13 protein-coding genes are annotated in these 19,798 nt (G+C 72.4%); 11 read left to right on the forward strand and 2 right to left on the reverse strand.

Annotated elements, in window-relative coordinates:
* Window positions 1-48: 48 nt before the first annotated feature.
* The 5 genes from ACVTJA_RS40510 to ACVTJA_RS40530 all read left to right on the forward strand — a co-directional run bounded on the left by ACVTJA_RS40510 (window position 49) and on the right by ACVTJA_RS40530 (window position 6,337).
* Window positions 49-465: a nuclear transport factor 2 family protein gene (locus tag ACVTJA_RS40510; protein ID WP_465828536.1), complete on the forward strand. Its 417-nt coding sequence runs from the start codon at window positions 49-51 to the stop codon at window positions 463-465.
* Between the two features lie 319 nt (window positions 466-784).
* Window positions 785-1,753, forward strand: coding sequence for a hypothetical protein (locus ACVTJA_RS40515; protein ID WP_465828538.1), 969 nt, complete (start codon window positions 785-787; stop codon window positions 1,751-1,753).
* Between the two features lie 53 nt (window positions 1,754-1,806).
* Window positions 1,807-2,235 carry a cupredoxin domain-containing protein gene (locus ACVTJA_RS40520; RefSeq protein WP_465828540.1) on the forward strand — a complete coding sequence of 143 codons (429 nt, stop codon included), beginning with the start codon at window positions 1,807-1,809 and terminating at the stop codon, window positions 2,233-2,235.
* A 57-nt stretch (window positions 2,236-2,292) separates the two neighbouring features.
* Window positions 2,293-5,247: a helicase C-terminal domain-containing protein gene (locus tag ACVTJA_RS40525; protein WP_465840643.1), complete on the forward strand. Its 2,955-nt coding sequence runs from the start codon at window positions 2,293-2,295 to the stop codon at window positions 5,245-5,247.
* 298 nt (window positions 5,248-5,545) lie between these two features.
* The gene (locus ACVTJA_RS40530) at window positions 5,546-6,337 is read left to right on the forward strand and encodes a Uma2 family endonuclease (RefSeq protein ID WP_465828542.1); all 792 of its coding nucleotides are present in this window, start codon (window positions 5,546-5,548) and stop codon (window positions 6,335-6,337) included.
* A 14-nt stretch (window positions 6,338-6,351) separates the two neighbouring features.
* Here the strand turns inward: ACVTJA_RS40530 and ACVTJA_RS40535 are convergent, their stop codons facing one another.
* Both ACVTJA_RS40535 and ACVTJA_RS40540 read right to left on the reverse strand, forming a co-directional pair.
* Window positions 6,352-7,086, reverse strand: a complete 735-nt coding sequence (locus ACVTJA_RS40535) for a sensor histidine kinase (protein ID WP_465828544.1) — start codon at window positions 7,084-7,086, stop codon at window positions 6,352-6,354.
* Window positions 7,083-7,832 (reverse strand): HEAT repeat domain-containing protein, encoded by a 750-nt coding sequence (locus ACVTJA_RS40540; protein WP_465828546.1) that lies wholly within the window; start codon window positions 7,830-7,832, stop codon window positions 7,083-7,085. The genes ACVTJA_RS40535 and ACVTJA_RS40540 overlap by 4 nt, the downstream gene beginning before the upstream one ends.
* A 176-nt stretch (window positions 7,833-8,008) precedes the next feature.
* Here ACVTJA_RS40540 and ACVTJA_RS40545 point away from each other — a divergent pair, with 176 nt between their 5' ends.
* The 6 genes from ACVTJA_RS40545 (at window position 8,009) to ACVTJA_RS40570 (ending at window position 19,671) form a co-directional block, all read left to right on the forward strand.
* Entirely contained in the window at window positions 8,009-9,784 is a 1,776-nt protein-coding gene (locus ACVTJA_RS40545; protein WP_465828548.1) for a S53 family peptidase, read from the forward strand.
* Between the two features lie 140 nt (window positions 9,785-9,924).
* Window positions 9,925-10,728, forward strand: coding sequence for a hypothetical protein (locus ACVTJA_RS40550; RefSeq protein WP_465828550.1), 804 nt, complete (start codon window positions 9,925-9,927; stop codon window positions 10,726-10,728).
* A 209-nt stretch (window positions 10,729-10,937) separates the two neighbouring features.
* On the forward strand, window positions 10,938-12,260 hold the full coding sequence (locus ACVTJA_RS40555) for a DcaP family trimeric outer membrane transporter (RefSeq protein ID WP_465828551.1): 1,323 nt from the start codon (window positions 10,938-10,940) through the stop codon (window positions 12,258-12,260).
* A 114-nt stretch (window positions 12,261-12,374) separates the two neighbouring features.
* Entirely contained in the window at window positions 12,375-13,613 is a 1,239-nt protein-coding gene (locus ACVTJA_RS40560) for a hypothetical protein (RefSeq protein WP_465828553.1), read from the forward strand.
* Window positions 13,614-13,837: 224 nt separating this feature from the next.
* A complete protein-coding gene (locus tag ACVTJA_RS40565) occupies window positions 13,838-17,044 on the forward strand; it encodes a poly-gamma-glutamate biosynthesis protein PgsC/CapC (RefSeq protein WP_465828555.1) in 3,207 nt (1,068 codons plus the stop codon).
* On the forward strand, window positions 17,041-19,671 hold the full coding sequence (locus ACVTJA_RS40570) for a hypothetical protein (protein ID WP_465828556.1): 2,631 nt from the start codon (window positions 17,041-17,043) through the stop codon (window positions 19,669-19,671). The genes ACVTJA_RS40565 and ACVTJA_RS40570 overlap by 4 nt, the downstream gene beginning before the upstream one ends.
* The last annotated feature ends 127 nt before the right edge of the window (window positions 19,672-19,798 follow it).

Below are 19,798 nucleotides of genomic sequence, written 5' to 3' on the forward strand. Positions count from 1 at the left end.
AAGCTCGGGCTTTCCCCCGGGAGCGCTTTGACCTAAATCCCTGGTTCCATGCGCCTGATCGTGAAGATGCCCTGGCTTCTGGCCCTGGTCCTGTTTGGCCTAGGCGTGGCCGGCTGCAACCGCCAGGACACCCCACAGGGCGCCTACCGGACCTTCTACGACAAGGTACGCAAGGGCGAGAGGAAGGACGCCTGGGCGGTGCTGTCCAAGGCCACCCAGGACGTGCTCACCGAGCGGGCGAAGGCGGTGGGCGAGGCCTCCGGAAGCACCGAGAAGCCGGAGCCGCTGGACCTCTTCTTCGCGAATGTGCCTCCCCCTCCGGATGTTACGGAGGTCTCGCTGGTCCGTGAGGAGGGCGACACGGCAACCGTGCTCGTGCGCTCCGCCGGCAGCAACCACGAGGTCCGGATGGTACGGGAGCCGTCCGGATGGAAGGTGGACCTTACAGCCTCCCTCCAGCCGTGAAGCCGGGCATGCCCGGAAAACTCGCATCAGGTAACGTACGACTGTGAACGACAGGAAGACACGGCGGGTGGTCCCCGCGGTTGAAGTCATCCGGCGCCCGGCCTCGACACCCGGCAGCGCCCCGGTGACGCCGACCCCCACGGCGGCAACTCCCACCCCGACGCCCACGCCGCGCCCCACTCCGACGCCCCGGCCCGCGGCCCCGACGCCCACGCCCCGGCCCACGGCCGGCGTGGCTCCGACGCCCACCCCCACGCCCCGGCCCACGAGCCCGGCCCCGGCTCCCTCGCCGGCCCCCGCGCCCCGGCCAACAGCGGGCGTGGCTCCGGCACCCACGCCCACGCCCACGCCGCGCCCCTCGCCGGGCGTGGCGCCCACGCCCCGTCCGGCCGGTACCGGTATGGGGCCGGGCGCGGGCGCGCGTCCCATGGGCCCGCGTCCCGGTGGCCCCGGCGCCGGTCCCCGTCCGGGTGGCTTCGGTGGGCGTCCGGGCGGGTTCCGTCCCTCCACGCCGCGCCCGCCTCCCACGCCTGAGCAGATCCAGGCGCTGGCGGTGCGCGAGCACGTCCCGGCCCGCATCGCCAAGGGCGAGCTGGAAGGGAAGATGAAGTGCCGCATCTGGCGCAAGCTGCACGCCGAGGAGGCGAAGCGCTTCGACCAGGTGTACGAGCTCATGGGCCAGACGCCGGGCCTGTCGCTGGGTGACGCCTTCGGCGTGCTCCAGAGCGGCATGACGGTGGCGGAGTTCATGGCGCGCAAGGAGCGCACGCAGCGCAAGGCCGCCATCAAGCAGGCCCGCGGCGAGGTGGAGAACGCCATCGTCGCCGAGTTCCTCACCCACCTCATCAGCACCAAGGGGGAGGTCTCCGTGGTGCTGGCGGAGCGCTCGCTGCTGGACACGCTGCAGGTGGACGAGCCCATCGCCTTCACGCTGGAGCGCACCGGGCGGCTGGAGAAGCTGCAGGTGGTGCTGCTGGCCCGCCGCGCGGACTGGGAGCGGCTGCTGCCGGGCCTGGAGCGCGACGCGAAGCTCACGCAGAAGCCCGCGGCCGTGGCGCGCCAGCCGGACAAGCGTCCGTATTCGGACCCTCGCGCGTTCCTGGACCACATCGGTCAGACGGTGAAGCTGGTGCTGCGCAACGGAATCACGCTGCAGCTGCCGCTGATGCACGTGGGCCGGTTCGACCTGCTGCTCGGCGAGACGGGGCACGAGGTCTTCGTGCCGCTGCACGCCCTGCTCCGCTTCGAGCCTCCGGCCGCCGAGAGCGCTTCGGAGGACGAGGCCTGAGAGCCTGCGTCTCCGAGGCGCCGTCCCCTTCCCTTCCTCCACCGAGACACACCATGCGCCCGTTCCTCTCCCGCATCATCAAGCCCTGGCTCGCCCTGGCCGCGACGGCCGCCATGCTCGGCGCCGGCGCCACGCTGCAGGGGTGCGCCAAGGACTCCGGCGCCGCGAAGGCGGAGGCCGCGGCGCCCTCCGCGCCCGAGAAGCGGGAGAACGGCGTGCGCGTGGTGGAGCTGACCGTCACGGAGAAGGGCTACGAGCCCAGCCCGGTGAATCTCAAGAAGGGTGAGCCGGTGAAACTGGTGGTGACGCGCAAGACGGACCAGACGTGCGCCACCGAAATCGTCATGGACGGCTACGACATCAACACCGCGCTGCCGCTCGACAAGCCGGTGGAAATCACCTTCACCCCGAAGGAGTCCGGCAAGCTCGTGTACGGCTGCGCCATGGGGAAGATGATTTCCGGCGTGTTCATGGTGGACTGACGGCGTCGGCCGTTTTCTGTCCTCCGCCGCGAGTCGGCCTTAGGGTTGGCGCCCTGCATGGGCGGCGCGGCGGAGCTCTTCACCCGGCATGTCTTCCTGGACCTCGAGACCACGGGGTTGGACCCGCGTGTGGACGAGGTCATCGAGCTGGGCTGTGTCTTCTACGAGGGCGGGCGCGAGGTGGACCGCTTCGCGCGCCTGTACTCGGCGTCTCGGCCCCTGCCCCTCACCATCCGCCGGCTGACGGGCCTGACGGACGCGGACCTGATGGGCCGCCCCCGCTTCGGCACCGACGCGGCGGAGCTGCGCGAGCTGCTCACCGGGTGGACGGTGGTGGCGCACAACGCGCCCTTCGAGAAGAGCTTCCTGCCGGACGTGCTGGGACGCATCCGTGCCCCGGTGCTCGACTCGTGCGAGCTGATGCACTACCTGCACCCGGAGCTGCCCAGCCACTCGCTGGAGTCGCTGCTGCGGTGGGCGGGGCTGGCGCTCCGTCAGCCGCACCGGGCCGTGTCGGACTGCGAGGCGGTGGCGTCCGTGCTGGTGCACGCCATGGAGCGCTGCATCCGCGACGGACGCGGGGATGACATCTCCGAGCTGCTCTCCATGCTGGACCCGCGCCCGGGCGCGGAGTTGCGGCTGGCGCAGGCCGACGCGGGCCTCGAGGAGGAGGCGCACGGCGCCTTCGACTACGAGGAGTGGCCGCTGGTGGACCTGCTGTCGCGCCTGCGCAAAGCGTGCCGGGCGGTGTCCACGCCGCTGAAGCTGGAGGCACAGGGCTTTCTTCGTGGCCGTCCGGAGCGGCGGCGCGCGGGCGGCGCGACGATTGAAGCGGACGAGGACACTCCGCTCCTGCCGGTACGTCCGGACGAGGTGACGGCCGTGCTCGGCGCGGGCGGCACGCTGGAGCGCATGGGCGAGGGCTTCCTCAGCCGGCCCGCGCAGCTCGACGTGGCGCAGGCGGTGGCGCGCACGCTGTCGGACGGCGGGCAGGTGGCGGTGGAGGCCGGCACGGGCACGGGCAAATCGCTGGCGTACCTGGCGCCCGCGGCCCTCTTCGCCGCGCGCAACGGGCGCAAGGTGGGCGTGGCGCCGCACACCAAGACGCTGCAGGACCAGCTCCTGGAGAAGGACCTGCCCCGGCTGCACCGGGCCATGAATGGCGCCTTCGGCTACGCGCTGCTCAAGGGCCAGACGAACTACCTCTGCCGCCGCCGCGCGCTGGAGGCCACGCGGGTGGAGCCCGGCATGGGCCACGCCGCGCGCGCGCCCCGGGCGTACCTGCGCGCGTACATGCGCCGCAGCGGCGAAGGTGATTTGGACCGCCTGAGCCACTGGTTCCGAGAGCGCTTCCCGGCGATGTACGGGCTGATTCCGGCGGTGCGCTCGGAGGCGGCGACGACGCTGGGCGAGAAGTGCCCGCACTTCCACCAGTGCTTCTACCACTCGGCGGTGGCGCAGGCCCGCGAGGCGGACGTGCTGGTCATCAACCAGTCCCTCGCCTTCGCCTGGCCCGCGCGCTACCCGAAGCTGGACCACCTGGTGCTCGACGAGGCGCACGAGGTGGAGGACGTGGCCACCACCGCGCTGGCCGTGGAGCTGTCCGACCTGGCCTTCCAGCGCCTCACGGAGCGGCTGCACGGACGCGATGGGCGGCGCGGTCTCTTCGCGGAGCTGCGACGGGCCCTGGGCCACGCACGGGCCGAGTCGCGCGCGCTGATGGGCGAGGTGGAGGACGGACTGCGCCGGCTGCTGGACGAGGCGCGCGGCCTGGGCGCGAGCGTGACGGCGCTGTGCGAGCCGGGCGCCACCGCCGTGGGCGAGGACGCGGAGGACACCTATGCGCCCGAGCTGCGGGTGACGGAGACCGTGCGCGCCCTGCCCGCCTGGGAGCCGGTGCGCGACGGGCTCGAGGCGGTTCGCGGCGCACTCCAGACTCTGCACACGCTGCTCGCGGTGCGGGTGCTGGCGGCCCTGCCGGAGTTGGCGGCGCGCAACCCCGCGCTGGAGCGCGAGCTGTCCGGTGCCACCACGGAGCTGGGTGAATTGGCGGTGCTCGCGGGCGAGCTGTCCGGCGAGCCCGCGCCGGGGCGGTGCTACGCGGCCACGGCGGAGCCGAAGAAGCAGCGCTGGAGCGTGGGCGCGCAGCCGGTGGACGTGTCCGGGTATGTGTCGCGCGACTTCGCCGCGAGCAAGCGCTCGCTGGTGATGGCGTCGGCCACGCTGGGCATCGGCGACGGCGCTCCCTTCGTGCTGCGGCGGCTGGGCCTGGACGGACGTGGCGAGCAGCCCGCGCCGAAGCTGGTGCGCGCGCCCTCCCCCTTCCGGCTGCGGGAGCAGGCGCTGGTGGTGCTCGTCACCGACGCGCCGCGCGCGCACGAGGAGGCCTTCGTGGAGTGGGCCGCGCTGCGAATCTCAGGGCTGGCGCAGACCATGGGCGGGCGCCTGCTCGGGCTCTTCGCATCCACGCGGCGCATGGAGCGCGTGGGCGCGGAGGTGCGGACGCGACTGGAGCCGCTGGGCATCGAGGTGATGCGGCAGTCGCGCGGGCACAGCCGCTCGCTGGCGGCGCGGCAGGAGCGCGACACGGGCACGGTGCTGCTGGGCACGAAGAGCTTCTGGCAGGGCGTGGACATCCCGGGCCGGGGCGTGGGCTGCGTCTTCATCGACAAGCTGCCGCTGGAGCCCGCGCTGCGCCCGCTGGTGGCGGCGCGCGAGGAGCCGCTGGTGCGCGGTGGTGGCGAGTACCTGGGCTTCCTCCAGTACCGGCTGCCTCGCGCGCTCTTGCTGCTGCGCCAGGGTGTGGGCCGGCTCATCCGCTCCACCACCGACCGGGGCGTGGTCATCCTCGCGGACCCGGGCCACCCGAGCTACCGCGGGCACCTGATGAACGCGCTCGACGGCTACCGCGTGGAAGCACTCCCGTGGGCCCAGGCGCGCCTGCGCATCCACGCCGTGCTGAAGGAGACCGGGCTCACCGTGGACCAGGACCCGGCGCGCTCCTGGGGCTGAACGCGAAGCCTCGCGTCGGTTGAATCCAGATTCGTTCGAAAATCCTGGCGCGAGAGCGCATGAGAAGTCCGTGCGACTGGACGTGTTCATTCTTTCTGGATGCGGAGCGGAGACACGCCGATGCACTGCTCGCACGGGTGTGCCGAGGCACCGACTGGCGCGCCGTTTGCCATGCACCGTGAGGCATTGACGCGCGAGGGTGCCAGCCTCACGCTCTCACGGCATGGGATGGCACGCGGATGACAGGCGTCGTGGGCAGGCCTCCCCTCGAGCTCCCACGCAAGAGGAGTGGGATGCGATGGGGCCCGAGGAGCGGGCGGAGGTGGTGGAGTCGCTGCCTGATGAAGTTCCGGACTGGGAGATGTCGCCGCCGGAGGGAGACAGGCACCAGGAGGGCAAACACCGGGCCCTCGACGTGCTCAAGGGGTACTTCGGCCACCGGCGGCGCAAGGTGTACGTGGGCTCGGAGCTACCGGTCTACTCCCCGGGGGAGCGGCGCTTCGCGCCCGACGTGCTGGTGGTGTTCGACGTCGAGTCTCACAGCCGTGGGAAGTGGCTCGTGAGCGACGAGGGCAAGGGCCTGGACTGGGTGCTGGAGGTCCACGTCGGGGGCGACCGGAAGAAGGACGCCCAGTTCAACGTGGAGCGCTACGCCCGGCTGGGCATCCCCGAGTACTTCATCTACGACCGCTCACGGGAGCAGTTGCTGGGATACCGGCTGAAGTCGCGCACGGCACGCACGTACGTGCCCATCAAGCCGCGCAAGGGGCGATACGTCTCGAAGGTGCTGGGATTGGACCTGGAAGTGCGGGACGACCGGCTGCTCTTGTGGGCGGACCAGAAGCTGCTGCTCGAGTCGTCGGAGATGCTGAAGCAACTCCGGGAGAAGATCGACAAGGCCCAGCAGCGCGCGGACGCGGAGGCCCGACGGCGCAGGAAGGCGGAGCGGCTCCTGGCGGCGGAGGCACGACGGCGCGAGGAGGAAGCCCGGCGGCGCGAAGAGGAAGCCCGGCGGCGCGCGACGGCGGCGGAACAGCAACTGGCCGCATTGAAGGCAGAGCTTCGCAAGCTCCGCCCCCGCAAGCACTGAAGCAGCGAGCCCCGCTACTGCGCCAGCCTCGCGCGGTAGCGGGCCTCCAGCGCGCGCAGGTCCGCCAGGGCTTCCGGCGACGCTCCGGAGCCCTCCGCCGCGAGCAGTGCCTTCGACAGCGTGTTGGCGTCCTCCTCGTGCAGCTCGCGCAGCCGCTGCACCATCTTCCGCGTGTCCTCGAAGAAGTCCCGCAGCTCGTCGCCGTCGCGCAGGCCGTACGGCGGGGGGCGCAGCTTGCCCTCGTGCACCTCGTTCACCATGCGCCGGATGCGCAAGAGCGGCCCGGCCACCCGGTGCGTCACCACAATCGTCCCCAGCGCCACCACCACCGTGAAGCCCGTCAAGAGCCCGCCCAGCACCCACCACGTGAGGCGCTGCTGCCACTCCAATTCCGCGCGCTGCGCGACGATGGCCGAGCGCTCCGCCTCGTACGCCGCGTCGATGGCGCGCGCCTTCTCACGGAAGGTGGCCTCGAACTCCGGGTCGTTCATCCGCGCCAGCAGCTCGTTGGACAGCGTGGCGCCGGACAGCTCGCGGCTCACCTCCGCCGCGCGCGAGCGCGCCTCCACCGCCGCCGCCGTCTCCTGCATCAGTACCCGCGCCGCCCGCACCAGGAACACGCCCAGCAGCGCCGACAACACCAGCGTCACGACGACGATGTACGCCGTCAGCTTGAGCTGGAAGCTCGTATCCAGGAGGAAGTTGCGCCAGCGCCGCTTCGTCGCCGCCATGGGAGCTGTCGTCGTCATGTCTCGCCATTCCACTCGAAGGTTTCCGCCGCCTCCTCCACCGCCTTCGGCACCAGCGCCTTGAGGAGGTCCCCGGGCTGCGCGCCCGCCGCATTCACTTCCACCTGCCCCATCAACGACATCTCCGGGTACGTCAGGCAGACGATGGCCACCTGCAATCCCCCGCTCTCCGTCGCGCGTATCTCCGGGGTGATGCGGAAGCCGTGCACGCCCAGCTTCTTCAGCGCGCCCTTCGCCGCCGCCTTCGACTCCTTCGGCGGCGCCACCTGGCCTCCCCTGCGCATCAGCCGCGAGCGCAGCCGCGCCTCCGTCGCCTTCACCAGGTCCGCCGGCAGCTTGCCCGTACGGTCCTTCAGCGCGTCCATGGCCACGTAGAAGCGCGGCGGGCGCGCCTGGTACCCCTTCAGCGCCGCCACCGCGTCGTCCACCGCCGCCTTCGCCGCCGCGTCCGCCTCGCCCTTGTGCGCCTGGAGGCAGCCCAGCGCGGACGGCTCCAGCAGCTTCGCCAGGCTCTTGGCCACCGCCGCGCGCACCAGTTCGCTCGCGTCCTTCAGGCCTCCGCAGAGCAGCGGCACCGCCTCCGGGTCCTCCGTGGCGCCCAGCACCAGCGCCGCCTGGGAGCGCGTGCGCGGGTCCTTGCCCTGCTGGAGCTGCTTCCCGAGGAAGGCCAGACGGGTATCCCCCTGGGCCAGGGCCGCGCAGGGCGCGAGGAGGACGAGGACGAGTGCAGTTCGCAGCAGCCGCATGGGGGGACGGGTTTGCGCACTCTAGCGCCCTCTGCCCGCTGGCGAACAGTTGCACACCCTCCGCGTCGCACCCACCTTCCCTCCGGCAGTCATGCCAGGGGTCCTCCTCACGGGGGATGGGACATGGGAGGCGGCGGGCTGGTGCGTGCGCGCCGCATGGGTTGGGGGAACACATCATGAGAGCAAGCATCCTTGCGGGCCTGCTGGTCCTGACGGCCCTGAGCGCCGCGGGCTGCCGCGACTCGGACCGGCTGGTCTCCGTGCCCCGGCCAAGCGGCACCCATCCTCCCGAGCCGGTTCCGCAGCCAGCCCCCACGCCGACGCCCGAGCCGCCACCGCCTGCGCCTCCGCCTCCCGCGCCACAGCCTCCACCGCCCGACCCGGACGGCCCGCCGCCGCTGCCGGACAACCTGGACCACACGCCCGCGCCCACACCGGACGGCGTGCCCGCGCCCATGCCCGGCGTGTACACGGACCTGGGCCCCGCGCCGAACACGGACCTCATCCGCGGCCTCGTGGCGCTGCCCATCCGCAACCGCGCGGAGCTGGAGGCGTCCATCAAGGAAATCTATGACCCGAAGAGCGAGCGCTTCCGCAAGTACATGACGCCGCAGGAGTGGAACGCGCGTCACGCGCCGTGGGAGCAGGACGTGAAGCTGGTGACGGACCATCTCCAGTCCGTGGGACTGAAGGTGGAGCGCGTCGCCACCAACCGGCTGCTCATCCATTTCAGCGGCACCGTGGGCCAGTTCAACGCGGCCTTCGGCGTCCAGCTCATCGTCCTGGAGCGCAAGTCTCCCCAGGGAGGCAATGACCCGCACAACGTGTACGGTCTGCCGCCCGAAGTGGAAATCAAGGCGCCCCAGTACGTGAAGGAGCGCATCGCCTCCATCGTCGCGGTGGACCTGCCCTCCGAGCCGGGCCCGCTGGGCGGCGAGTTCGGCGAGGTGCCCACGCACCAGCCCCAACCCATCACCGACGGCCTCACCCCACAGCAGGTGGCGAGCGCGTACGGCCTCACGCCGCTGTACCAGAAGGGCTTCCGCGGCAAGGGCGTGAAGCTGGGCGTCACCATCGGCGCGGGCTTCCGGTGGAAGGACCTGCGCGCCTTCTGGAAGATTTTCGGCGTGCAGCGCGCGGACCCCACCGTGGTGATGACCATGGAAGAGCCCGGGACGCGCTACCGCGAGGGACAGCTCGACGTGGAGTGGGCCAGCGTCATGGCCCCCGAGGCGGACGTCATCGTCTACATGGGCCCGGACGCTCGCAACACGTCGATGATCTACACCTTCAACGAGGCCATCGCCCGGGGCGAGGTGTCCGTCATCACCGACTCGTTCGCCCACCGCGAGGACTCGGAGCCGAGGGCGGTCCACGAGCAGTACAGCGCCTCCGCGATGATGGCCGCCGCGCTCGGAATCACGGTGGCGGCGGCGGGCGGTGACTCGGCGGGCGTGGACGTGCCCTCCTCCAGCCCCTACGTCACCTCCGTGGGCGGCACCCAGCTCAAGATGAACGGGATGAACGTCACGGGCGACGTGGCCTGGCTCTACTCGGGCTCGGGCATCAGCCGGACCTTCCCCACACCCGAGTGGCAGCAGGGACTGCCGAAACCGCCTGTCCGCCGCGCCGTGGCGGACGTGGCCCTCAACGCGGACACCGGGTACTGGTACACGTGGCTGGGCGTCACCAGCCCCAACACGGGCACCTCGTTCGCCTCGCCCGTCTTCGCGGGGCTGGTGGCCGTGGTGAACAGCGCGCGCCTGACCCAGAACAAGCCTCCGGCGGGCTGGCTCAACTCGCAGCTCTACACGCTACCCGCCGTGCAGGAGTCCTTCCGGGACATCACCGTGGGCGTCACCGACCGGCAGCACGTGGCCGGCCCCGGCTGGGACATCCCCACCGGGTGGGGTGCTCCCAACGCCCAGGGGCTGTTCAACACCCTGCCCTGAAGCCCCGGCCCCGTCCCGGGAGTGAGACACCCGAGCCCCCAACGCCCCTGGATCCGGGGGGTGGTGGGGCCTTTGGCACACCCCTGATCCGGATCAGTCCCATCCTGGGGTAATGTGCGCGGCTCCAGGAGGGCTGCCAGGTGTCTTTCACTTCCCGGTTGGAAGGTCTGCTCCATCAGGTGGGGTTGGGTGGTGTCGTGGGTGAGGTGCGCGTGAGGCTGGGCCTTTCGCGCGAAACGGCTTCGCCGAGGAACGAGGCCGTGGCGCATGCTCCACCGCCCCGCGCTCCGGCTCCAGCTCCGGCGTCCGCGCCGACCGTGGTCGAGCGCACGCCGCGCCCGCGCCCCGTCGCTGAAGCCGCCGAGCCGCCTCCCGAGCCTGTCATTCCCAGGGCCTCCGCCGAGACGGTGACCCCCGCCGCCCCGAAGGCCGCGCGCACCGCCAAGGCCGCGAAGGCGAAGAAGCCTCGCGCCACGAAGAGCGCGAAGGCCCCGGCCCGCGACAGCTCGGAGACCTCCGCGCCCAAGGCTCGCAAGGGCGCGGCGTCGAAGGGGCGTGCGAAGGCGAAGAAGTCCGCGCGTAACGGCGGCGAGTCGGCCGCGCCGCCGGACGCATCCGCGGTGGTGGCCCGGCTGGTGGAGGCGCTCAAGGCGCACCCGCGGCACGAGGCGCTGGTCTCCGCCGGGAAGCAGAAGGACCAGCTCGTGCGCTCGCTCATTCCCCTCTACCTCGCGCGCTCCGTGGACGCGGACGTGGAGGTGACGTCGGGCACCATGTCGCGCTTCTGGGGCGAGCTGGGCGTCACCTACGCCGCGCCCAACGCCGCCAAGGCGCTGCGCCTGCACAGCGGCTACGCGCAGGACACGAAGAAGGGCAAGGCGATTACGCCCCGAGGCATCCAGTACGTGGAGGAGGCCCTCAAGCGCGCGGGCGGCGCCGCTTGATGTCTCGTGTGTGCGCGGACGAGGTGACGCTCCTCACCGTGTCCGGGGACTCGCCTGAAGCGCACCGAGTCGCGCCGCAACCAGGAGCGCCTGGAGTGCGAAGCGGACCAAGCGACAGTGGCGCGGCACTCCGGGGCGTGGTGCTCGCCCGGCAGTGACTCCGCATCCTCTCCCTCCACTTCCCCCTCGGAAGCCGGGAGCGGGCCCCCATGCGGAGTGCCGGTCAGGTGGTGCTGTGCGCGCTATGGCTCGTCGCGGCCGGCGCCCTCGCCCTCCCCACTCCCGGCGTGGCGCCCGCGGCCTCCGACGCGGGCACGGCGCCCGACGGCGGAAAGCCCATGGCCGAGGAGGCCGTCGAGTCCGAGCAGCCCGAGCCGCCCTCCACCGAGGCGGAGCCGGAGGAAGTCCCGGGCGCACTCATCGACCCGGACCTCACGGGCATCGTCGTCAAGACGGGGCCCGCCTCCGAGGAAGACTTGAAGCGCGGCTACGTCACCTTCCGCGGCCGCATCAAGGTGGACCTCAACTACGACTTCAAGCCCATCGGCAACGAGGAGGACTTCGTCGCCGCGTCCATTCCCGTCGGCTCGCGGGAGCGCGGGCCCAACCTCAACTTCAACGCGAAGCAGAGCCGACTCTTCTTCGAGGGCGGCAAGCTTTCACGGCTGGGGCCCCTCATCGGCCACGTGTCCGGTGACTTCTACGGCGAGGGCTCCAGCGGCGGCGACTTCCGCGTCTACGAGGTGTACGCGTCCGTCGGCCCCTTCCTCGCGGGACGCAAGTGGTCCACCTTCATGGGACTGGAGTCCATCCCCGACACGCTCGACTTCCAGGGGCCGGGCTCCATGCTGGCCGCGCGACGGGAGATGCTGCGCTATGGCCCCACGCTGGGCTCGCTCCTGCTGCAGGTGTCGCTGGAGCGGCCCGAGCCGGACATCACGCTGCTCAATCCGGACACCGAGGCGGTGCGCACGCCCCTGATGGACCTGGCGCTCTCGCTGGAGTGGAGCTTCGGCGAGGGACGCAACCTCCGCGTCGCCGGGCTGGGACGGTGGTTCTCCTATTACGAGCTCGAAGGCCCAGCCGCGGACACGGCGCTGGGGCGCGGCGTCATGGTGAACGGGCTGTGGACGTGGAGTCCCTCGAAGTGGCGCGTGTCGGCGCAGGTCCACTACGGCAGCGGCCTGGGCAACTACATCAGCGACATGCAGGGCCAGGGGCTGGACGCGGTGGTGGTGGCCCCGGGCCGGCTGGAGCCCGTGACGTCCTTCGGCTTCTACGTCGGCCTCGAGCCGCAGTGGACGGAGTGGCTCGCCTCCACGTTCGCCTACGGCTACCTGGACGTGTCGCCGCCCCCGTCGCTGCCGGCCTCCACGCTGGAGACGACGCACTACCTCTCCGGCAACCTCAAGGTGCGGCCCATGCGCTCCTTCGAAATCGGCTCCGAGCTGCTCTTCGGCCGCAGGCAGGACCAGGACGGCCGCGCGGGCAACGCGCTGCGCCTCATCCTCTCCACGCGCCTCTTCTACTGAGCACGCGGCCTCGCCCGCCGCGGAGCGGACGTGCGAGCAACCGCCCCGTGGCCCGCCCCGTGCCGGATGCGCGGTGAAGAATGGTCCGCCCCAGTCGCCTGTTCGGTCTGGTCAATGACGACGACCTTCTACAAGCGCTCGCTCGCCCTCTCGCTGATGCTCCTCGCCGCCGTCGGCTGCTCGGGCTCTGGTGGAACCGGAGCCACATCCGACGCGCCGGGCAGCGTGGAGTCTCCCGCGCCGTCGCAGGCGGAGCCCGGCAGGACTCCCGATACCTCGTTGCCCGGAACAGGCTCCGACGAGTCCACCTCCGCTACGCCGGAGACCGACGCCACGGCTCCGCTCAGCCAGTGCGCGCTACCCGCCGGCCTGGCCGTGCAGCAGGGAAGCCTGCGCACGTGGCTGGGCGCGGTGCCCATCACCGCGCAGGGCAGCGAGGGCTTCCGCGAGCCGGGCGGCACCGAGCTCACCGCCTTCGAGCGAGCCTTCCGGGAACTGCTGTCCACCGGCCCCTCCGCGGAGCGCGTGCTGGACTTCTCCCAGCTCGGCTACTCGCTCTCCACGTACAGCGACGACGACACGGGCCACGCGTGGCTCGTCCTCGCGGACACCGTTCCGGACCGCGGCGGTGGCACCTTCATCATCAACATGTCGCCCGCGCGTGACATGTGGCTGGAGACGCCGCACGCGGACTCCGACGCGGGCACGCTGCGCCAGGGCGCGGAGCAGCTCGTGGCGCTGGGCGCCCGCGCGCTGCTCATCACCGGAGCCAACCGCTGCGCCGGCGCCGCGGCCAGCCCGTGCAGCGGCACCACCGCCGTCTGCGGCACCAACGGCCTGCGCCTGTCCGACGCCGCGCACTACGCCAACAACTTCTTCACCTCCGCCCACCGCGCCCTGCGTGACACCTACCCGGCCGGCATCGCGGTGAGCGTCCATGGCATGGACGTGGAGGGAAACGGGCCCGAGGCCGCCGTCGTCAGCGACGGCACGTCGAGGGACCGCACCGGCTCGTTGTCCGTGCGCCTGCGCGACGCGCTCAACCAGCACCTGCCGGCAAGCCCCCGGCGCGCCTTCTCGTGCAACGCGCCCGACGACGCCGGCAAGCACCGCGCGCTGTGCGGCACCACCAACGTCCAGGGCCGCATCGACAACGGTGCCGGAGACGCCTGCTTCGCCGAGGCCTCCGCCGCCACCGACCGCTTCCTCCACCTGGAGCAGTCCTCGGCGCTGCGAGCCTCCGGCCCCGCGGCGGACGCCGTCGTCCAGGCGCTCGCGGACACCGTGCCGTGCTCACTTCCGGGCAATGGCATGGGCTGCCCCGCGGTGGCCGTGTCCACCGCGTGTCGCTGATCCACCCGGGCGCGCGGTGCGTGCACGCCATGTGCCGCTGACACGCTGACGCACGCGCTCACGCGCCCGGAAGGACGCGCGGCTGCACCCGTTGACGGTGGCACTGTCCACCGTCCGGCAGTCGCGCGTTTCGCTTTGGTTCCCTGGACGACGCTCCACACGTCATCAGGGGGGCATTACTGGCCGGTGAGAAGAGGCTCCTTAGCTTGGCGCGGAGCGACGCCATGGCGCTCTTCTCCACATTGACCCTCTTTCCGGCCTACTCCCTCGACACCTCCATTCTGGCGGCGGTGCTCGTGGGCGTGCTCATCCTCGCCCTGCTCACCGAGACGTTCGGGTGGGTGTTCGTGGGCCTGGTGGTGCCGGGCTACCTGGCCTCCGTCTTCGTCATCCATCCGGAAGCGGGCGTCACCGTTGTCGCGGAGGCGATACTCACCTACGCGCTCGCGCTGGGGCTCTCGGCGGGCATGAGCCGCACGGGCGCGTGGAGCGAGTTCTTCGGAAGAGACCGCTTCTTCGCCATCGTCCTCGCCAGCGTGCTGGTGCGCGCGCTCAGCGAGGCGGTGCTGCTGCCACACGTGGGCCGGTGGATTGACGCGCGGTGGGGCACGTCCTTCGCGCTGGACCGCAGCCTGCACAGCATCGGCCTGGTGCTGGTGCCGCTGACGGCCAATGCCTTCTGGAAGCTGAAGCTCCGGCGCGGACTGTGGCAGGTGGGCGTGCCGGTGGTGCTCACCTACGCGCTGCTGCGCTTCGTGCTGCTGCCCGCCACCAACCTGTCCTTCTCCAGCCTGGAGCTCATGTACGAGGACGTGGCGCAGGACTTCCTGGCCAGTCCCAAGGCCTACATCATCCTGCTCACCACGGCGCTGCTGGCCGCGCGCTTCAACCTCCGATACGGCTGGGACTTCAACGGCATCCTCGTGCCGGCGCTGCTGGCGCTGACGTGGCTGGAGCCCGCGAAGCTGGTGGCCACGCTGCTGGAGGTGCTGCTGCTGGTGGGCGGCACTCGCGCGCTGCTGGCCATGCCGGGCCTGCGCACACTCAACCTGGAGGGGCCTCGAAAGACGGTGCTCGTCTTCTGTCTCGGCTTCTTCGTGAAGTGGTGCATCGGCTGGGCGCTGGGCGGCCGCGTGCCGGGGCTGAAGGTCACCGACTTGTTCGGCTTCGGCTACCTGGTGCCCACGCTGCTGGCGGTGAAGATTCTGCAGAAGAAGGCCGTGGCGCGCGTCATGCTGGCCACGGTGCACACGTCGCTGGCGGGCTTCGTCGTGGGCAGCCTCGTGGGCTTCGGCCTGTCGCTGGTGGAGCCGCGCCCCGCCACCGCGCTCCCCGTGGAGACGCTCACCACGCGAGCGCCGGGGCTGGGGTTGGACCGGAGCCCGCTGGGCGTCATGGCCCTGGCGCGCGCCACCACCCGTGAGAACGACGCCAGCGGCGTGCCGCTGCGCCGCCGCAACAGCGAATTGCGCCAGTACGTGGCGCTGTGGCGCGCGGTGGGCGCGTGGCTGGAGACGGGCGGCGCGGAGGCGGAGCGCGCGGTGCGCGAGCGAGCGCAGACGCTGGGTCTGGAGCTGCGCTCGCTGTCCGACGCGTCCGCCGGAGCGCCCAAGCGCTTCGCGCTGGTGGAGCGTGAGCGCGTGGAGGGGAAACGGGGCTGGGACACCGCGGTGCTGATTCCGGGCGCGCCCGGGCCCGTGCTGGAGGTGCCTCGTCCGCTGACGGAGGCCCCGAGCGCGGAGGCCTCCGCCGCCCTCTGCGCGCGCGTGCGCTGCCGCGCCATCATCGCCAGCGGCCTGGACACGGTGGGCGCCGGCCTGCGCACCGGCGACGCCCTCGTGGAGCCGGACGCGCCGCTGCGCAACGCGCACGTGGCCCTCTCCTCGAGCGAGCGCGTCCAGGTGCGCGCCGACGCGTCTGTCGCCCCCGGCAAGGCACAGCTCCACGAGCCCGGTGCCCGGGTGCCCGGCGCGTTGGAAGAGCTGTGGCCCGGCGCGACGGTGACGGACGTGGCTCCGCCCGAGCCCGGCCAGTCCTGGGGCGAGGCGCGGCTGAGCGTGCTGCGCGCGCACCCGCATGACCTGGCCACGCTGGCCCTGGAAGGACTGCCGGAGCTGCCCGCGCCCCTCACACTGGCGCAGGCCCGGGCCGCGCTGCTGTCGCCGCCGGAGTCCGCGCCGTACGCGGAGGGCGCCGCGCCGCAGCCCACCGACGCGGAGCTGCTGGTGCTGGAGCAGCAGGTGGCCGCGCCGCTGCTGGGTGGTGGCGGCCACGCGCTGCCGGAGCCGCTGCGCGCGCGCTGGGCCCAGGCCATGGCGGGCCTCATGGGCATGGAGGTGCGCCCCGTCGAGGGCTGCGCCGACAACGGTCCATGCTGGTGGGTGACGGACGAGGAGGGCCACTTCGGGCGCGCGGGCGCGGCGCTGCTGGTGCGCCCGGGCTCGGGGACGCTGGCCTTCGGCGTGCCCGCGCCGGACCGCGAGCAGGGCACGCTGGCCGTGGCGCTGGAGGCGTGGCAGGAGGCCCGCGGCCGCGCGCTGGTGGTGGCCATGCAGGGCACCTCGCCGGACGCGATGCACCCGGCCACGCAGGGCCAGCTGCGCACCACCTTCCAGGCCTTCCACCAGGCCGTGCACCGGGCGCTGCCCGAGCGCACCGGCCTCATCCTCCAGGTGCGCGGCTACTCGGGACGGCCCGCCGTGAACGCCGACGTGCTGGTGGACGTGGGTGGCCCGGTGCTGCAGCCGCAGCAGCGGCCCCAGGACGTGGAGCGGCTCCTCGCGAAGAGCGGCCCGCTGGGCTGGCTGTCCTCGCGCGTGCGCTACCACGACGGCTCGCCGGAGCTGGCGGGCCTGTCGGACGCGAGCCCGCAGGCGGCCTTCTCGCGCACCTTCGGCGGCGCGCGCGTCGCCACGCTCTGGCTGTCCGAGCCGCTGCGCGGCGCCTTCGTCGGTCCCCGCCTCGTCGCCTCGGAGCTGGCGCTGGCGGGCCTCGCGAAGCCAGCGCCGCCCGAGGGCTCGCCCGTGCAGGCCCTGTTGGAGCCCGGCCTCCAGACGTCCTCGCGGCCCGCGCCCGCGGTGCTGCAGGAGCGCTTCGCCGCGCTCACCGCGAGCGCCGAGCGGTACGTGCTGCAGCAGAACGTGCACGAGCTGCGGATGCTGGCCCGCGCGGGCCGCTCCGGCGCGGTGACGCAGTCGGTGCGCGCTGGGTACAGCGCGGCGTACGGGCTGCCCTGGCTGCTGGTGGAGGCTCGCCAGGGACGGCACGTGCTGCGCGGCGTGTACTTCCTGCAGCAGCACCCCTCGCCCACGAAGCGCCTGGAGCTGGTGGCGGGAGTCGACGGATTGGAGGAGGCCGTGGACGAGGCCCTGCGTCACCGGCAGTCGGTGGTGCTCACTGGAGAGCTGACGTCCTCGGAGGGACGCCGATGAAGACGAGGTCCCGCGCCCTGCTGGCCCTGGCGGGCCTGGTCGTCACCCTGGGGCTCATCTACGCCGCGAGCGCGAGCGTGGTGAAGAGCGCCGGCTCCAACGCCGCGCTGCGCGACGACAAGTTCGCCCGCGCCGAGCGGCTCGTCTTCTACCGGCTGGAGCCGGGCAAGGAGATGCGCGTGAAGGTGCCCTCGGACGCCGAGGAGCTCCGCGTCGTCACGCACCTCATGCTGCCCGAGGGCACCACCTACGCCCCCGAGCGCCAATACCAGTACGGCCTCAAGCTGCTCCTCCGCGGACCGGACCGGGTGCTGCTGGAGAAGCCCCTCTTCACGCGCACGCGGCAGAGCAAGGCGCAGCCTCAGGAGGACGGTACGTGGTTGCAGGAGAGCGCCTTCGCCACGGACCCCAACGTCCAGGTGACGGACGAGCGCGAGTTCCTCGTGCGCCTGCCCCCGCCGCCGCGCCCCGAGCCGGCCGTCATGTACTTCAGGCCAGCGGGCACGCACGGAACGCTGCTGGTGCGCGTATACGTGCGCACCCAACGGAGGCTGCCGCTGCTGACGTCGCAGCGCGCGGAGGACCTGCGCGCCGAGCAGCGCGTGGAGCGCACCACCTTCCTCCCCTTCGAGAAGCTGTCCGCGGAGACGCGGCACAAGCTGGCGGAGGAGAAGTGGGAGCGGCTGAGCGCGGAGGGTGAGGCCGGCACCGACTACTTCATCGAGCCCGTCTACCGCACCCCGTTCCGCCTGCCGCTGGTGGAGGTGGCCGAGTCCGAGCAGGAGCGACTGGGTGCGGGCAGCGCGGTGGCCCTCAACGTCCAGGGCCCCACGCAGGCGGTGCTGTGGCTGTGGAGCACCGCGCCGGACACCGAGGGCGGCACGCCCACTCCCGCGGGCCCCGTGAATGTACGCGCGCTGGGCTCCACCGGCGAGGAGCGCACCTGGGACCTGCCCGCGCTGAGCAGCGGCGCACCGGTGTCTCACGTGCTCGACGTGCCCGAGGGCGTGCACACGCTGTCCATCCACAACGCGGGCACGGAGGACCTGCGCTACACGGTGGAGGGCCCCGCGGGTGCGTGGCTCGCTCCGGAGGAACTGCGCCCCACCGCGCAGCCCGACGCGCGCATCGCCTGGCTCCCCGACACGCGCCGCACCGAGGCGTTCGTCACCGGCCCGGGCTGCTCCACGCTGGAGCTGGAAGTGGACGCCAACATGGACGCCGCCGGGCGGCTGCTCCGGCTGGACGCGCGGCGGCTCGGCATCACAGCGGACGAGAAGCCCTCGAACCTGCTGCTCACGGTGCTGGATGCGCACGGCAAGGTGATGGGCCAGACGCGCATGGACGTGGGCCTCCAGCCCGCGGCCTACGAGAGCGCGGACGTGCCTCAGGTGCCTGGACAGTTGCTGCCGTGCTCGGAGGCTCGCACGGCCACGACGGACGAGGGCACCGGTGAGGTGACGGACCGGCCGATGCCGGTGTCCGTGCCCACCAGCGCGCGCGTGTTCCTCCCGGCCGGGGCTCGCAAGGTGCGCGTGCATGCCTCGCTGCCGACAGCGGTGTTCCTCTCCACGTACCTGCAACCGCAGAGCGGCATGGCGGGACTGGCGCCGTACCTCGACGAGGGATTGCAAGGCGTGCGCTGGCGCAATGCCCCGCTGGACAAGCGGACCTGGTACCCGCTGCGTCCGGCCAACGTGACGGAGCTGACGCGCCGTGGGGCCCGGCTGGAGTTGCTGAGCCAGGTGCGCCTGGAGCCGGAGGGGCTGGAGACGGTGTCCGTGCCCTCGGGCAGCACGGTGGTGCTCAAGCCGTCAGGCAGCCCGGACACGCAGGAGGTGCTGGAGCCGGTGCAGGGCGTGACGGACGCGACGCGCGGGCTGTCCACGGTGCTGACGCCGGGACAGCCGGTGCGCACGCGCTTCGACGCGCGCTCGCCGTCGCGGCCGGAGCTGCGCCTGTCGCTGGAGGGCGCCGAGGGACTGGGCAGCGAGGTGGAGGTGGTGCTGGACGGAGCGCCGGTGCACCGCTGGACGCTGCGCTCCACCCGCGCGCGCGAGTTGCTGCCGCCGCTGCCACCGGGTGAGCACGAGGTGCTGCTGCGCACGTCAGTGGAAGGGCTGACGGCCACGCTCAACCGGCCTCCGGTGACGGGCGGCGGGCTCGGGGCGCGCACCGTGTACCAGATGGGCGGCGAGGGACTGCTCGTGCCGGTGCGCAAGCCGGGAGCGGGCGCCATCACGGTGAACATCGTCGTCTACACGCAGCAGCCGGAGAGCGGTCCGCAGCAGCGGCTGTCGGTGACGCTGGACAACGGCCAGCCGCTTCGCCGCAGTGGCGTGTTGCTGCCCCGCATCACCCGCGCCTCGCGTGTACTGCCACTGCCTGCATCCACTCGTGCGCCGGCCACGCCCGCGGGTCGGCCGCAGGCGCGGTGGTACTCGCGCACCCTGTCGGTGACGCTGGGGGAGGACCTGGCTCCGGGCCTGCACCACGTGCGCGTGGTGCCGCAGGGCCTGGGTGATTCGGCGGTGTGGGCGCGCTTCTTCATGTTCGGCCACGCCGACAGTGAGCAGCCCATGCAGGAGTGGAACCGCTCGGGCTGGGAGCTGGAGGACTCGCTGTGAGCCGCGGCCTGTTTCGAGGGGCCGCGCGATGGCTGGCGGCGGGCGCACTGGCGGCGCCCGGACTCACGCCGCTCGCCCTCGCATCCGAGCCCGTCGACAGGCCCGCTTCCCGCGCTGTGCCCACGTC

Source organism: Pyxidicoccus sp. M6, assembly GCF_055568925.1.